Source organism: Acinetobacter sp. AKBS16 (assembly GCF_002899995.1).
Taxonomy (GTDB): domain Bacteria; phylum Pseudomonadota; class Gammaproteobacteria; order Pseudomonadales; family Moraxellaceae; genus Acinetobacter; species Acinetobacter baumannii.
Genome location: NZ_POYH01000061.1, coordinates 1 through 15,965 on the forward strand (window position 1 = coordinate 1; position 15,965 = coordinate 15,965).

The following is a 15,965-nucleotide window of genomic DNA, read 5'->3' on the forward strand; positions in this document are numbered from 1 at the left end:
CTCTTGAAAAGTTTGAAGTTGGGGCCATTAAATCGTTTAGCAGGTGGTGCTTTTGGTTCGTTGAAAGGTTTATTGGTTGTTCTTATTACCATGCAGGGTGTTGGTCCTTGGGTAGAAAGTTCGCCTCATTGGAAACAATCCAAATTTATCCAGTTTTTATTGCCTTATGCACCTTTAGCAACAGAGCTTTCTAAAGATGCAGCAAGTGAGGCATTTCATCAGATAACATCTGGGGGCGGTGTAACGCGCACTTCTCCAAAACCAATGGACGAGTCGGAGGAAACAGAGCTTCGACCTGACCATTCAACAAAGAATCCTTTTTATTAATTCCTAGCTTGTCTGCGAGGTTGCTATGTGTGGAGTTGTTGGTATAGCCGGTAAATCGCCAGTGAACCAAATGTTGTTTGATGCATTAACGATGTTGCAACATCGTGGGCAAGATGCAGCTGGAATAGTAACCTGCCATGAAGGCCGTCTTTTCCTTCGTAAGGATAACGGTATGGTACGTGATGTTTTTCATACTCGTCATATGAGAGCATTACTTGGTAATTACGGTATTGGTCATGTGCGCTATCCAACTGCTGGTTCTTCGAGCAGTGCGGAAGCTCAACCATTTTATGTGAACTCACCTTACGGTATTACACTTGCACATAATGGTAACTTGACAAATGCAGAAGAAATTCATGATGACCTGTTCAAAACAGATTTGCGTCACATGAATACGGACTCTGATTCAGAAGTTCTTTTAAACGTTTTTGCTCATGAGTTGCAAAAGATAGGAACTTTAAATCCTACGCCGGAAGATATTTTCCATACCGTTTCGCGTGTACATGAGCGCTGCCAAGGTGCTTATGGTGTCGTGGCAATGATTACTGGTCACGGCTTAGTTGGTTTCCGTGATCCAAATGGTATCCGTCCGCTTATTTACGGTTCTCGTGTAACTGAGCAAGGCGAGATGGAATATATCATTGCATCTGAATCTGTAGCGATTACGGCGCTTGGCTTTAAAATTGAGCGTGATATTGCTCCAGGTGAAGCAATTTTCATTAATGCTGACGGCGAGTTATTTACAAAGCAATGTGCTGCAGATCCAAAATACCGTCCATGTATTTTTGAATATGTTTATTTTGCTCGTCCAGATGCAATTATTGATGGTATTTCGGTTTATAAAGCTCGCTTAAAAATGGGTGAGAAATTGGCGCATAAAATTTTGCGTGACTGGGGTGAAGACCATGATATTGACGTGGTTATCCCAATTCCAGATACAAGCCGTACCTCAGCTTTAGAGTTGGCAAATATTCTTGGCGTGAAGTTCCGTGAAGGTTTTATGAAAAACCGTTATATCGGTCGTACCTTCATTATGCCAGGTCAACAACAGCGTAAAAAATCTGTACGTCAGAAATTAAACCCTGTTGAGTTAGAGTTTAAAGGCAAGAACGTTCTATTAGTGGATGACTCAATTGTGCGTGGTACAACGTGTAATGAGATCATTCAGATGGCGCGTGACTCAGGTGCGAAAAAAGTATACTTTGCTTCAGCTGCACCGAAAGTGATGTATCCGAACGTATATGGTATCGATATGCCTGCTAAAACTGAGCTTATTGCTTCAGAACGCAGTGTAGAAGAAATTCAGGAAATTATTGGTGCTGATCGTTTAATTTTCCAAGATTTGGAAGATTTGAAGAACGCTGTACGTACAAGTAAAGTACCTACATTAACCGAGTTTGATTGCTCTGTTTTTGATGGTATCTATGTAACTGGTGGAATTGATGCAGACTATCTGAATAATTTGGAGCAGAAACGTAATGATTCTGCGAAAAAGAAAAAAGATGGTTATATTGATGTCAATATTGATGCAGCATCAGTAGATTTGACCGGTATTAAAGAAGAATAGAAATAGCCGAAAAAAGCGGGTATTTCCCGCTTTTTTCTTTTATGATGAAACTTAACAATGTAATTGGGATTATTTACATTGAAAGAAGTAAGCCACTATTTAATCGAAAATAAAAATATGGCATGGTCCATCACTATGTGTTTGGTTGCTGTGCTTTTAACTATTTTTATTTTAAATCTAATTTTAGGTTTACTTGTTCATTTCTTTGATTATAGCGAGCCAATTTGGTGGCATGCTTTAAGTCCATATTTTATTGCTCTTTTGCTTTTTATCATGGTTTGGTCTGTGGTGACCGAACTTTATATTTTGCGTAAAGGTGGCCATTCACTTGCCAAGCAGTTGAAAGCTCGTCGTTTGGTAAAAGGTGAAAGTACACCAGAAGAACATGCCGCATTAAAAATTACAGAGCATCTGGCACAAACATTTTCCCTGAACGTTCCAACACTTTATGTTTTACCTGATGAAGTAGGTGTTAATGCATTAACGGCAGGCTTTCACTCGAATGATATTGTAATTATTTTAACTTGGGGTGCCTTACAGAACCTTGATGAGCTAGAGCTATATGGCTTATTGGGTCATGAATTTAACCAGATTTTATCGGGTGAAGCAGTAGAAAATACTAAACTAAAAATTTTATATAGTGGTTTGACTACTTTTAGTCAGTGGGGGAGTAAGCTCGCCAAACAAGGGTTTAAGCGCTACAGTCCAGGTTATAAGCATAAGTTCGAGACTGTATTTGTAGCCGTAGGTGGTGTGATTTGGTTGGCGGGAAGTTTAGGTGTTTTAATCACTCGTTTTATTAAATATTTAACATTAAGTGGTCGTACATTTCGCAATGACCAAAAAACGATGCGGTTATTAAAAAATAGCACTAATACCCAAACTTTATTGCGTATTTACGTTCACCATTCTGGTTCGCAGATTCATAGTGCTTATTCTGAATCGATTGCACATATGTGTTTTGCGAATTCACTTAGCCCGCAAAGTTGGATGAATATTCACCCAAGTATTCGTGAACGTATTTATGAGCTTAACCCAACTTTATTGCAAGATTTGCAATTAGAAAATTTAAAGAAACTTCGAAATCGTCCTTTATTTAGTTTGTTCCATGTACTAGAAGAATCTGAGACTGAAATTTATACGCCGTGGTCATCTCCACAACCTTTGCCTTTGTTGCGTCTTTCTCCAATCAGTTTTGCTTTGAATGATGCAATTAAACCGTTAAGCAGTGATATCCGTCGTAATAAAAAGCGTCCTGAACTTATTCAACGTGCATTACAAACTGCGACTGGTTCGCGTGAGGTGATGGTTGCTATTTTAATGATTCGTCAATATCGAGAATTTATTCCACAAGATGCGCCAGTAAGCCATGCAATTGTGGATGCCTTACTTAATCTTGATGGGCGTATTCATATTCAGATATTTCATGATGCATGTAAAAATATTGGTCATATGCCTGCCAGTATTGCTCGTCAATTTTTGACTAAACTGGCACTAATTATTCAAGAAGATGGGGAAATTGGATTACTTGATGCACTTCTACTCGAGCGTGTTAAGTACGAGTTAAACTTGATGCCACTTCATTTGCCGACAGCATTTGAAGAGGTAAAACCTCAAATTGTTCGTTTAATTGATGCATTACTTCATGTGCAACAAATCAATAGTCCGAATCAGTTAGAGGTTCGCGAACGTATCTTACGTTCTTTGCTTAATCCTGATGAAATGCATATTTATGATGAAATTTCGGATGAACCTTTAGACTTGGCAGAAATTTTAAATGATATTGCTGGGTTATTGCTGCGTGACCGCTTAAGTATATTGGCAATTGCTGAAATGTGCTTGTGGAGTGATCGTATTATTACTCAAGATGAACTTGATGTGCTTGAGTTGCTCTATTGGCGATTTGGTTTTGAGTCTGATGAAATTGTAGAGCAAATGCAGAAGAAAAATAGCGTTATGATTATTTAAGAAACATATGTAGTTTCCAAAGAGTATCATTAAAAGAAAACGCTGAAAAAAAATCAGAAGCCCGTTAGAATGTGTGTAGATTAGAGGTACTGATTTAGACATGATTGGGCAGCAAAGAAATATACTGGCAACTTTAGGAATAGACGTATGGATTCCTAGAACACAAGTGTGCCAAAAAAATAATGCCCATACTTTGTGGCGAGATCAGGTTGTTGAACCTCATGAGTCAATTACCGTACCTACCATAGATGTTCCTGCTTTTGAGCAAAAGAACACTCAGCCACAGGTGTTTGAAATTCCTAAAGTGGTGGAAGAGCCACCAATAGTAGTTACAGAAGTTTCACAGCCAGAGATACTTGTAGAAAAACCTAAAGTCATTGAGCAAGAGACAATTACTCCATTTGAGTTACAGGCTTATTGTCTTGAAAAATGTGTAATTTTTGTTGATGTAACGGCTTTGGAAACAGAAGAAAAACAACTTTGGGCAAATATACAAAAGGCGAAGGTGGGACAATATTCTGAATTAAGATGGCCTTTCCCTCTGGCAGCTTATCAAGATCAACGAGGGGTAGGTTCTTATATTCAAGGTTTCTTAGATGCTGTAGCAGCAGAGAAAAGGATTTTATGTTTGGGTAAATGTACCTATATTCAACATGCAGATATTATTCATTTAGCTAGTTTAAAAGAAATGTTAGATAAGCCTCTTCTTAAGAAAAGGTTGTGGCAACTTATGCAAGATAACAATGAGTAGTAGGGATTTACATGAAAAAGGTTGTGGTTTTTAGCCAAATTGATGAGGAAATTTTGTCACGGTTACAGCAGGATTACCATGTTGTCGTATTGAACCCTAAACTGGGTGATATTAATGAACAGATACGACAAGAAGTAGTAGATGCTGATGGCATGATTGGGGCGGGTCGTTTGCTCAATGAAAGTAATCTTTCTCCTGCCCAAAAATTAAAAATTATTTCTTCTGTGACTGTAGGTTATGACAATTATGATGTTGGTTATTTAAATCAGAAAAAAATCTGGTTAGCAAACACACCTCATGTTTTAACTGAAACGACCGCAGATCTTGCTTTTACTTTGTTATTAAGTGCAGCCAGAAAAGTTCCTTTTCTAGATCACTGGACTAAACAAGGTGAGTGGAAAAGAACAGTTGGGCCACAGCAGTTTGGTCTCGATGTTTTTGGAAAAACATTAGGTATTATTGGACTTGGTAATATTGGTGCTGCAATTGCACGTCGTGGCTTTTATGGTTTTAACATGAATATTGTTTACCATAATCGTCGCGAGAAACCTGAGTTAGCGGAACCTTTAAAAGCTCAATATCTGGGGTTGGAAGAATTATTACAACAATCTGATTTTGTAGTGACGGCTGTTGACTTAAATGCGGAATCTAAAGCTTTAATGGGCAAGGCTCAATTTGAGCTTATGCAAAAGCATGCCATATTTATTAATATTGCGCGTGGCTCAGTTGTCGATGAGCAAGCCCTAATTGAAGCATTGCAAAATGAAGTTATTTTTGCGGCTGGTTTAGATGTCTATGAGAAAGAACCTCTGCAAGAATCTGCACTTTTCAATTTGCCGAATGTTGTCACTTTGCCTCACGTAGGTTCTGCTACAGCTGAAACACGTAAGAAAATGGCAAATTTAGCTTATAAAAACTTGGTGGAAGCACTAGAGGACAAGACGCCTAGATATTTAGTGAATCCTAATTTTGTGTAAAGGATGAATAACACTTCATTGCAAATATAGTCTATTTTCAATGTTATAGTGAAAGTCTGTTGATATGATGCAAAATAACTGAAGCATGATATTGATGGGCTTTTTTGTTATTTTAATTTTTAATAAGAGAAGAACTTTTGAAATTTTTGCCAGTTATTTTAAGTTTGGCTTTGATAACAAATGCCTCTTACGCTAATCCTTTTGACCCCAAGCCAGCTTCTGGACAGGTTGAAATTCCAAATATTGGAAGTGGAATAGGGCTGCTCGACCAACAGAAAGAAAAATTTATTGGCGAAAAAGTTTTCCGTGAAGTTCATAAGCAAATGCCGGTTATACAGGATGTATGGCTAGAAGATCAGTTTTTTCAAGTTTTCTCTAATATTTTAAGTGAAACTCAACTGGGGCAGCCGATTGCCCTGGTTGTAATTAAAGACCCTCAAATTAACGCATTTGCTGTTCCAGGTGGGTTATTTGCATTAAATACTGGCCTTATCTCATCGGCACGAAATATCGATGAAATTGCGGGGGTAATGGCCCATGAAATTGCTCACGTTTCGCAAAGGCACTTTAGTCGTTCGGAAGAAGCTTTTAAAGGACAAACCCTTTTAAGCTTGGCTGGTTTGTTGGCAGGGGTGGCTTTAGCTGCTCAGGCTGGTGGAGATGCTGGTGCCGCTGTTATGTTGGGTAAAGCAGCGCTTCTTGATAAGCAGCTCACTTATAGTCGTAATCAAGAGCGTGAAGCAGACCGAATTGGTATGCAATATATGTATGCCGCTGGTTATAATCCGCAAAGCATGGCGGATTATTTTGAAACGATGCATAGAGCGACGAGCCGAGTAAGTTTTTTACCAGATTTTTGGCTGACTCACCCTCTTACATCTGAACGTATGAGTGAGGCTCGCTTGAGAGCAAACCAGATGCCTAAAGTTAAAAGTCGAATATATGATGTCGATTTTGAAATTTTAAAATGGTATACCATGGTGGTTGCTGGAGAAGCTACTGAAAATCAGTTGCAAAGTCTGGCATCGCAAAAAAATCTGGCAGGCTTATTGGCTTTGTCGGCTTTCTATCTTAAACAAGGGGATTATACTCAAGCCCAAGCAACGTTGGAGCAGGCGAAATCAAGCGGTAAGCCATTAGTTGCCTTAATTCAAACAGATATTTATTTAGGCCAGAATAAACTTGATCAGGCCTATAATTCAATTGCTCCCTTGCAAATGACAATGCCTGAAAATAAAGCTTTTAGCTACAAATTGGCTGAGGTTTTATTACGTCAAGGTAAATATGCTCAAGTGCAAACTTTGGTGCAGCGTTTTATTAATAAAAATGCCCGAGATATTCAAGGTTGGCAATTATTACAACAAGCCGCCAATTTAGATAAAAATTCACCATTAAGAGCTGTGAATGTATTACGATATCGTGCTGAAGCACAGTACTGGTCTGGTAGTGAAGAGGATGCAATTAAATCGATGTTGCATGCACAACGTCTTGCAAAAGGTAATCAGGCCATGTCAGCCAGAATAGATAGTCGATTAAAGCAAATGCAAGATGAGCGACGAATGAAAATTTAAGGTCTAGGATGACTTTGGAATTTTCACAAGCACAAATATACTTAAACTGACGAGAAAGTTTAATTTAAGGGTATATAAGAAGAGAGAGGGGATTAAGCTAATTTAGCTTTAATTTTTGCTGAAACTTGAGCAGGATCGGCACGCCCGGCTATGATCGGACGTAGAGAATTCATCACCTTACCCATATCTTTCATGCTAGTTGCTTCTTGAGCAGCAATCGTTTGCTCAATGAGAGAATCAAGCTCTTCCTCAGTCATAGCTTCTGGTAGAAACTGAGATAAAACCTCAGCTTCGGCTTGTTCTTTACTAGCTAAATCATCACGACCAGCACCTTCGAAGGCTTTGATCGATTCTTTACGTTGTTTAATTTGCTTTTCAATGACCGCAAGAACCTGAGCGTCGTCAAGCTCTATGCGCTCATCGACTTCGATTTGCTTAATTGCTGCTTGTAGACTACGCAAAACCGTCACTGTTGCCATATCTTTGGCACGCATAGAAGTTTTTAATGCATCAGTAATCTGGTTTTTTAAAGTAGTCATAATGTTAGCAGTCAATCACAAATTAATTAGTAAAGGCGAGTAGTACGTACAGATTCGCGAGCCAATTTCTTTTGGTAGCGTTTAACTGCAGCAGCTTTTTTGCGCTTACGTTCTTGAGTTGGTTTTTCGTAGAATTCGCGTTTACGAACGTCAGCTAAAACACCAGCTTTTTCGCATGAACGTTTGAAACGACGGATAGCTACGTCAACTGGTTCGCCTTCTTTCAACTTAACTTGTGGCATGTAAAATCCTCTAGATTATGGATAAGATCAGGCACACCATTGCGCCAGATCACAAGTGAAGGTCAGTATTTTACTCATTTACAACTCATATCACAAGTCTATAATAGCGATTGCAATATTTTGACTCATATAAAAGGCAGTTTTGATGATTGTTTTAGGCTTGGAAACTTCTTGTGATGAAACAGGGTTGGCACTTTATGATAGCGAACTCGGCTTACGGGGACAGGTTCTTTATAGCCAGATAAAACTTCATGCCGAATATGGTGGTGTGGTTCCAGAGTTAGCTTCTCGTGACCATGTTCGTAAGCTTATTCCTTTAATGAATCAGCTGCTTGAACAAAGTGGTGTTAAGAAACAGGAAATTGATGCAGTCGCATATACACGTGGCCCGGGTTTAATGGGAGCGTTAATGACTGGAGCCTTGTTTGGAAGAACTTTAGCATTTTCTTTAAATAAACCGGCAATTGGTGTTCACCACATGGAAGGCCATATGTTAGCTCCTTTGCTTTCAAGCCAACCGCCTGAGTTTCCATTTGTTGCATTGCTTGTTTCAGGTGGTCATACACAATTGATGGCAGCTCATGGTATTGGTCAATATGAGCTATTAGGGGAGTCAATTGATGATGCGGCGGGTGAAGCTTTCGACAAAGTCGCAAAAATGATGAATCTGCCGTATCCAGGTGGACCAAATATTGCTAAGTTGGCGTTATCTGGTGATCCTTTAGCATTTGAATTTCCACGCCCAATGCTTCATCAGGGCTTAGACTTTTCTTTTAGTGGTTTAAAGACGGCAGTTTCTGTTCAGTTGAAAAAATTGAACGGCGAAAACCGTGATGCTGATATTGCTGCTTCATTCCAAGAAGCCATTGTAGATACCTTAGTAAAAAAATCTGTAAAAGCTTTAAAGCAAACTGGTCTTAAACGTTTAGTAATTGCTGGTGGGGTAAGTGCAAATTTACGATTACGTGAACAGTTGGAAACTTCATTGGCGAAAATTAAAGCTCAGGTTTACTATGCAGAACCTGCTTTATGTACTGATAATGGTGCAATGATTGCATTTGCAGGTTATCAGCGTTTAAAAGCAGGTCAGCATGATGGTTTAGCTGTAACGACCACACCAAGATGGCCAATGACTGAACTTACTATTCCTGAGTAAAATTATTCATCGTCAAAGGCTTGTGGATTTTCGATATCAATATATTCGATGTATCCACGGCCTTGAACTTCATTGCCAAAATAATGACCAGTAAATATATAGCTACTTGCATAACCTCGCCCATGACCATAGCGGAATGGGCAGTCAATTTCTGCCTGAATGTTTAAGATAATTTGCTTTGCATCATTTCGAGCGATCCATGAAAAATATTTTGGAAGTCGCATTTTTTGCCCACTAGGTGAAACGAAGTCATCAACTTGATGCGAAATAATATCAAAGCTTACATCTGTGTAAATTTCAGCTGGCTGGTCCAGATGTCTAATATGCAGGGTGTATGCAGCTGTTTGTCCGGCAATATCGGCTTTGGTAAGAAGAAGTTGAGTGGCCTCGTTTAAATTGATAATTTGATAAGTAAAAAAATCAAGTGGCAGTTTATATGCATCAGGAATAAGTTTGTTTGTAATGGAATGAGGACCCACTGCTCGTGCATATTCGTAAGTACAAAGTCCTTGGGTTTCAATGTGTTTTGCTTGATAGTTTAAAAAACCTTTAAACTTTGCCAATAAACTAAATCATAGATTGGTGTTTTTATAAACCATGAAACATGTGAAGTGATATCGATATCAAAGTCGAAATCAAACCCACCATAATGTCCATTAATATGGATGTGTGGAAATTTTCCTTGAATTGAAATTTCCTGACCTAGTTCTATTAAGGTCCCATCTTTATTAATTTTTGTATCTTCAGGAATGATATAGGCCTTCAGTAAAGCTTGTTCCAGAGCAGCTGTGCTTGAAAAGAAAGTAGCGGTTTTTCTCGGGTTACCAGTGATGATGTCATCATGATCAAAAGCAAGTGCACCGGGCGTACCGATTAAAATCATAATATTTAAGTAACGATGCGGCTCTGGTAAAAGTGGGAAAAAGATACCGTAGTGTGTCCAGCTATAATATTTTTCGTCAATTCGTGGACGGATGATATGAGTTTGAGTAAAAGAAAGAGTTGAATATTTTTTTGCTTGGTCTAAAACGCCTTGTGCAAGTAATAAACTTTTAGCAAGCGCTTTACTTGTTGTAGAAATTTTTGGCAATTGTTTTTTCATATATAAACCTAAAGAAGGGCTATCTTTGTTTTAGGTTATGAAAAACAACTGCCAAAGCTAAGCGGTTTATAGGCCAAAGCTAAGGCTTTGCGGGACATTTTATTTAATTGTTAGACAAATCTTTTAAGGCGTTTAAACCAATCCAATGCTTAGAAAACTGATAAGCAGCTCGACCCGAGCGCTGACCCCGCATTTGGCACCAACGCAAGCTTTCAGCACGAACTTCATCATTAAAAGGCATGTTTGCTTTATCTAGATAATGCTCTACGATTTCTAAATATAAGTTTTGATCCATTGGATAAAAAGATAACCACAAACCAAAACGGTCAGACAAAGAGATCTTTTCTTCAATCGCTTCTTGCGGATGAAGCTCAGTATATTGAGGCACATCTACTTTGGTTACAGGGGTGTTTTCATGCATGAACTCAGGTAATAAGTGACGACGGTTACTGGTCGCATAAATAATAAAATTTGTTGAACCCGACTGTAAGGAACCATCTAATACGCTTTTTAAACTACGGTAATTTTCATCTTCAGCATTAAATGCTAGATCATCACAATAGACGATGTATTTTTCAGGTCGGTTTTGAATAATTTTTTGAATTTTCGGTAAGTCTGCTAAATCATCACGTTCAATTTCAATCAAACGTAATCCTTGAGCTGCATACTCCGTGAGTAAAGCACGAACAATAGAGGATTTACCCGTACCACGTGAACCCGTTAAAAGTACATCATTTGCTGGTAAGCCATTTAAAAACTGCAAAGTATTTTGAATGATCTTTTCTTTTTGTCTTTCGATGCCTTTTAAGTCATCAAGGTAAATATTTTTAGGTGTATAAATGGCTTTAAGCTGCTGGTTTTCCCATCTAAAAGCAGGGGCAGTAAAATCGGTCTCTTGTTTCGGTTCAGGTAAGACCTGCTGTAACTGATTTAATACAAGTGATAAGGTTTGAACTAAATTGTCGGGTAAATCAATGGTAGCCATGGTTAATCAATCATGTTAAACAGTAATTTACTAGGATACTAACACCGAAATTTGCAAGCTGACAAAAAAGATACGATCCATGCAGTTTATCGGTTTTGCAATTGATTGAAATGTTCAGACCGCGCATAGTGTTGTCATGTCTATTCAGTAAAATCATCTGTGAAGATGAGGACGAAATATGTTTGAAAAAATACGAAGTGATATGAATCCGCATCAGGCTTACCGTATCAAAAAATTACAACGTCAGTTAGACATGGCTGAATCTTATGAAGAGTGGAAGTCTTTTGCATTAAAACTGGATGAAGAAACTGGGGCACAAGAGTGGAAGTTTGATAATAGTTCGCCTTACTTCGATGCCGAGCTCATTTCTTATCGTTACACTTTACTGAAAAGATATCGTCAGCAACATCGCACTTTAGATTTGATTTATCTTTTAAAAGAAGGGTTGACCTACGATATTGCAAATATTGGCCACCCTATGTTGTTTGCTGCCACACATGTAGGCACAAAAAAACTAATTGAAGATTATATTGAAGAAGTCAGCCAAAGCTTGGCTTATATTGCATCTAGTGAATGTATTACATTCCAAAGAAAAGAAAAAATCGAATTTTTTGAAAATTGTGAAAAAGCATATGGACAACCTGCTCTTATGTTCTCGGGCGGAGCAACCTTAGGTCTTTTTCATACCGGTGTATGTAAGGCTTTAATTGAACAAGATTTAATGCCTAAAGTCCTGTCTGGTTCAAGTGCGGGTGCCATTATGACGGGTATGTTAGGAATTTCTGCCAGTGAAGATATCCAAAACTTGCTAAATGGTGAGCAATTTTTTAGTGATGCTTTTCACTTTAGAAAACTTCGTGAACTTATAAAAGGGAATGGTGGGATTGCCGATGTTCACTATTTAAAAAAATTCTTAATTGAAAATTTAGGTGATCTTACTTTTGAAGAAGCATTCAAAAAATCAGGTTTGAATATTAATGTCGCTGTTGCGCCGTACGATGCAACTGAAAACCCTCGAATTATGAATGCGATTATGACTCCAAATGTTTTGGTTTGGAGTGCGGTATTGGCTTCTTGTGCTGTGCCAGTTTTATTTCCACCTGTGCGTTTAACCAGTAAGCGTTATGATGGTGAACATACCCCTTATATGGCAAATACTAAATGGGTAGACGGTAGTGTACGTAGCGATTTCCCACAAGAAAGAATGGCAAGACTTTATAATTTAAACTACACCATTGCCAGTCAAGTGAATCCGCATGTTGTACCGTTTATGCAAGATGATGCGCGCCGTTTCCGTAAAGATGTTTTAAGTTGGCCTGAACGAATTTTAAGACGCCAAGGTAAAGTACTTTCAATGGGTCTGATGGACTTTACACGGCAAAGATTAGGCGCGATTTCACCCGTAAGAAGACTGCTCGATCATGGATATGGCGTAGTAGGGCAGCGCTATTATGGTGATGTTAATATTATTGCCAAATATAGCTTAAAACATTATGCCTATACGCTACAAAACCCACGCCCACATTTGTTTAAACGTTTACAGCGAGAAGGTGAGCGCGCGACTTGGCCGAAAATCTCTTCTATTGAAACGCACGCGCGTATTGGTAAAACGATTCAGCACTGTTTAGAAGTTTTACGTTTTGAAGAAAAGAAACAACAGCCAGAATCTTACTATGCTGAAGCATGATTTTGCTTCTCATATAGAAAACCTAAAATGTGTGACAAAGCCTAGAAGTGAAGCTTTAGGACGGCATCTATGGACATGTACTATAGATGCTGATTCCTACTGGTTAAAATTTCATTTGCCAAATGTACATGCTCAAAGTGAGCAAGATTTTTTGCATGAATTGCAATTTTATGAAGATATTACATATAAAAAAACGAATTGGCTTTTGCCATTTAAAATTATCGAGGGCAGTACTGTTTCTCAACAACCACAATTTCAAGGAAGAGTATTAGTTTTACCGGATACAGATTGTTGGTTTGATGTTTTAGATCAAAAACAAAATTTAAAAAATATAGATGAGAAAATCTATCTGGCACTTGTTAAGTTGGCAGAGCTTCATGAGTTGGGATGGATTCATGGTGATATTAAAAAAGAACATTTTCGAAAGTTTAAGCAAGAGCTTTATTTAATTGACTTTGAAAAAACACGACTTATTTCAAGTCCTGATCCAATAACTGATGCTACACCACGGTATATGGCGCCAGAGCTATTTCATGGTGCTAATAAAACCGTACAAAGTGATTTATATGCATTGGGAATCGTATTGTATGAATGGTTAACGCAAACTCGTTTACAAGCAAATAGTTACCATGAGTGGGCGGTATTGCACTGTCAAAAATTAAATGTGGTATTACCAAGTTCGTTCCAAGTTTTCTTGCCACTACTTTCAGGTTTGTTACAAAAACAGCAGCAAAACCGGTTTTCAAATGTACATGAAGCGATAAATTGCTTAAAAATGCTCTCAACCTGATAAAAATCATTGATCTAGTAACTGTATACAAATTACTCGGTCAGTTTTTTTTGAAAAAAAAACACTTGTCACTGTTAGATCTTATCGCTAATATACACAGCCATCGGGGGCGTGGCGAAATTGGTAGACGCACTGGATTTAGGTTCCAGCGCCGCAAGGTGTAAGAGTTCGAGTCTCTTCGCCCCCACCATAGAAAGAAGCAAGACGATGATCTTGCTTTTTTTATGATTAAATCTGAATGGTTTAATTGTCTATAGAGGATTGGTGTAATGGTAGCATGACGGTCTCCAAAACCGTTCGTCAAGGTTCGAGTCCTTGATCCTCTGCCAAGATTCTAAAAAAGCTCCTTTTGTGGAGCTTTTTTTATACCTTATTGGTTTTATATATAAATTTGTTTCTCGGTTGAGTGCTTCTAAAAGTTTTTTAATAAAAATTATTTTTTATACAGACAAATCTGTATAAAAATACTTCCACTTTGTTAAGGTTTTGTTAAAATAAAATTAAGTTGATATTAATCACGGTTTGATTTTATATGGTGAACTATAACAAATTTAATAAAAATGTCTTATTCATCTGTTTATCACTAATGGGGGGCGTAAGTTATGCGGCTGACTCGGATGATCCGATTCGACAGAGAATTCAGGCTGATCAGACCATTCGGCAACAGCAGCGAGATACTGCATTAGAAAAACAGATTCAGCCGAACGTAAGTGTGAATTTAGGGCAAGAACAAAATAAAATTTCAGCTCAGCAATTACAATATTTACGCTCTAATAGTGAAACACCTTGCTTTGAAATTAAAAAAATACTTTTAGAAGGTGATTTAGCTCATCAATTCATTTCTAGCTTTAATGTGGTTACAACTGGTAAGAATAATATTATTGGACGTTGTTTAGGTGTAAATGGTCTTAATCAGGCACTTGATCTTGTCCAAAATAAAATTATTGCAGATGGTTATGTCACAACACGAGTGTTACTACCTCAGCAAAATATTGCATCTGGCACAGTTCGGGTTCGTGTTATTCCTGGCCGAGTTGATCAGATTAAGTTTGCCGATGGTACCTCTAAACGAGCACATTTATGGAATGCTTTACCGATGAAGTCGGGAGAGCTTTTAAATATTCGTGATATGGAGCAAGGCTTAGAAAACTTTAAACGTGTACCTACGGTTGAGGCTGATTTTAAAATTCAGCCAGCAGAACAAAAAAATGAACCAGGTTATAGTGATGTGATTCTTGCATGGCAACAAGCAAAACCTTATCGCTTACATGTGGGGATTGATGATTCAGGTTCTGATGCTACTGGAAAATACCAAGGTACAGCGACCTTGTCACTTGACCATGTGTTAACTTTAAATGATTTATTTTATATCAGTTATAACCATGATTTAGGTGGTGGAAACTCTGGTAAACATGGCACAGATGGTTTTTATGCAAGTTATACCATTCCATTTGATTATTGGTTGTTTTCAACCAGTTATAGTCGTTCTAACTATCTGCAAACAGTCGCTGGAAGTAGTGAAACTTATCAATATAGCGGTAAAAGCGAACTCATTAATGCAGACTTATCTCGAATTATTTATCGAGATGCACACCGTAAAACTGCTGTAGGTTTTGGTGGGTGGTACCGTGAATCACAAAATTATATTAATGATGTAGAAGTGGAGGTACAGCGCCGTAAAACTGCAGGCTGGAAAGCAACTCTTGATCATACAGAATATTTTTCTAATGCCACTTTAAGCGGTAATGTGACTTATAAACGTGGTACAGGTTGGTTGAATGCAATGAGAGCACCAGAAGAAAGCTTTGGTGAGGCTTATACACATGTAGGCATTTTGCAGGCCAATGCCAGTTTACAAGTTCCTTTTAAAGTAGGGCAACAGAACCTTCAATATCTTGCAGAATGGCGTACCCAACACAGTAATAAGCCTTTGACACCGCAAGACCGATTCTCGATTGGAAACCGTTATACCGTAAGGGGTTTTGACGGTGAACAAACTTTATTGGCAGATAATGGTTTTTTAGTTCGCAATGAACTGAGCGGCTCAATCATGAATAAACCACATTCGTGGTATGCAGGTATTGATTATGGAGAGGTGGGGGGAAAAACCGCGCATTATCCAAACCCTTTACCAGGTACCAGTTTGTTAGGTGCAGTTATTATTTGAATTATGACGCTTTTGTCGGAGCACCGTTGAAAAAGCCAGATCACTTCGAGACGGATGATTACACGACTGGGTTTAGCGTGAACTGGACCTATTAGTTTAAGTTCTAGAACTCAATTAACTGTATTAAAAAAAGATT

General features: G+C 38.2%; 12 protein-coding genes, 2 tRNA genes and 2 pseudogenes. 12 read left to right on the forward strand and 4 right to left on the reverse strand.

Annotation, left to right across the window (positions count from 1 at the left end; all coding sequences use genetic code 11):
• The 6 genes from C1642_RS10740 to C1642_RS10765 all read left to right on the forward strand — a co-directional run.
• On the forward strand, positions 1-327 hold a 327-nt coding region (locus tag C1642_RS10740; RefSeq protein ID WP_146035324.1), incomplete at its 5' end, for a CvpA family protein.
• A gap of 25 nt (positions 328-352) precedes the next feature.
• Positions 353-1,894: an amidophosphoribosyltransferase gene (gene purF / locus C1642_RS10745; RefSeq protein ID WP_000334670.1), complete on the forward strand. Its 1,542-nt coding sequence runs from the start codon at positions 353-355 to the stop codon at positions 1,892-1,894.
• Between the two features lie 78 nt (positions 1,895-1,972).
• Positions 1,973-3,862, forward strand: coding sequence for a M48 family metalloprotease (locus tag C1642_RS10750; protein WP_000665946.1), 1,890 nt, complete (start codon positions 1,973-1,975; stop codon positions 3,860-3,862).
• Positions 3,863-3,962: 100 nt separating this feature from the next.
• A complete protein-coding gene (locus C1642_RS10755) occupies positions 3,963-4,613 on the forward strand; it encodes a hypothetical protein (RefSeq protein WP_103236313.1) in 651 nt (216 codons plus the stop codon).
• An 11-nt stretch (positions 4,614-4,624) separates the two neighbouring features.
• On the forward strand, positions 4,625-5,590 hold the full coding sequence (locus C1642_RS10760) for a 2-hydroxyacid dehydrogenase (RefSeq protein WP_000758315.1): 966 nt from the start codon (positions 4,625-4,627) through the stop codon (positions 5,588-5,590).
• 146 nt (positions 5,591-5,736) lie between these two features.
• Positions 5,737-7,161, forward strand: a complete 1,425-nt coding sequence (locus C1642_RS10765; protein WP_103236322.1) for a M48 family metalloprotease — start codon at positions 5,737-5,739, stop codon at positions 7,159-7,161.
• Between the two features lie 92 nt (positions 7,162-7,253).
• On the opposite strand, the gene C1642_RS10770 is transcribed toward C1642_RS10765, so the two are convergent.
• Together C1642_RS10770 and rpsU are read right to left on the reverse strand one after the other, a co-directional pair.
• Positions 7,254-7,700 (reverse strand): GatB/YqeY domain-containing protein, encoded by a 447-nt coding sequence (locus tag C1642_RS10770; protein ID WP_000209410.1) that lies wholly within the window; start codon positions 7,698-7,700, stop codon positions 7,254-7,256.
• 26 nt (positions 7,701-7,726) lie between these two features.
• Entirely contained in the window at positions 7,727-7,942 is a 216-nt protein-coding gene (rpsU, locus tag C1642_RS10775) for a 30S ribosomal protein S21 (RefSeq protein WP_001136722.1), read from the reverse strand.
• A 145-nt stretch (positions 7,943-8,087) separates the two neighbouring features.
• On the opposite strand from rpsU, the gene tsaD reads away from it, so the two are divergent.
• Positions 8,088-9,098: a tRNA (adenosine(37)-N6)-threonylcarbamoyltransferase complex transferase subunit TsaD gene (gene tsaD / locus C1642_RS10780; RefSeq protein WP_000636263.1), complete on the forward strand. Its 1,011-nt coding sequence runs from the start codon at positions 8,088-8,090 to the stop codon at positions 9,096-9,098.
• Between the two features lie 2 nt (positions 9,099-9,100).
• On the opposite strand, the pseudogene C1642_RS10785 reads toward tsaD, so the two are convergent.
• Together C1642_RS10785 and C1642_RS10790 are read right to left on the reverse strand one after the other, a co-directional pair.
• Positions 9,101-10,200: pseudogene (locus tag C1642_RS10785) on the reverse strand (DUF6670 family protein).
• A gap of 103 nt (positions 10,201-10,303) precedes the next feature.
• Positions 10,304-11,185 (reverse strand): ATP-binding protein, encoded by an 882-nt coding sequence (locus C1642_RS10790; RefSeq protein WP_103236314.1) that lies wholly within the window; start codon positions 11,183-11,185, stop codon positions 10,304-10,306.
• A 178-nt stretch (positions 11,186-11,363) separates the two neighbouring features.
• Between C1642_RS10790 and C1642_RS10795 the strand changes: the two genes are divergently transcribed.
• The 5 genes and pseudogenes from C1642_RS10795 to C1642_RS10815 all read left to right on the forward strand — a co-directional run bounded on the left by C1642_RS10795 (position 11,364) and on the right by C1642_RS10815 (position 15,924).
• Positions 11,364-12,872, forward strand: a complete 1,509-nt coding sequence (locus C1642_RS10795; protein WP_000461855.1) for a DUF3336 domain-containing protein — start codon at positions 11,364-11,366, stop codon at positions 12,870-12,872.
• Positions 12,859-13,662, forward strand: coding sequence for a protein kinase domain-containing protein (locus C1642_RS10800; RefSeq protein WP_103236315.1), 804 nt, complete (start codon positions 12,859-12,861; stop codon positions 13,660-13,662). The genes C1642_RS10795 and C1642_RS10800 overlap by 14 nt, the downstream gene beginning before the upstream one ends.
• A gap of 105 nt (positions 13,663-13,767) precedes the next feature.
• Positions 13,768-13,852: transfer RNA gene (locus C1642_RS10805), tRNA-Leu, on the forward strand.
• 65 nt (positions 13,853-13,917) lie between these two features.
• Positions 13,918-13,991, forward strand: a tRNA-Trp gene (locus tag C1642_RS10810).
• A 203-nt stretch (positions 13,992-14,194) separates the two neighbouring features.
• Positions 14,195-15,924: pseudogene (locus tag C1642_RS10815) on the forward strand (ShlB/FhaC/HecB family hemolysin secretion/activation protein).
• Positions 15,925-15,965: the final 41 nt, after the last annotated feature.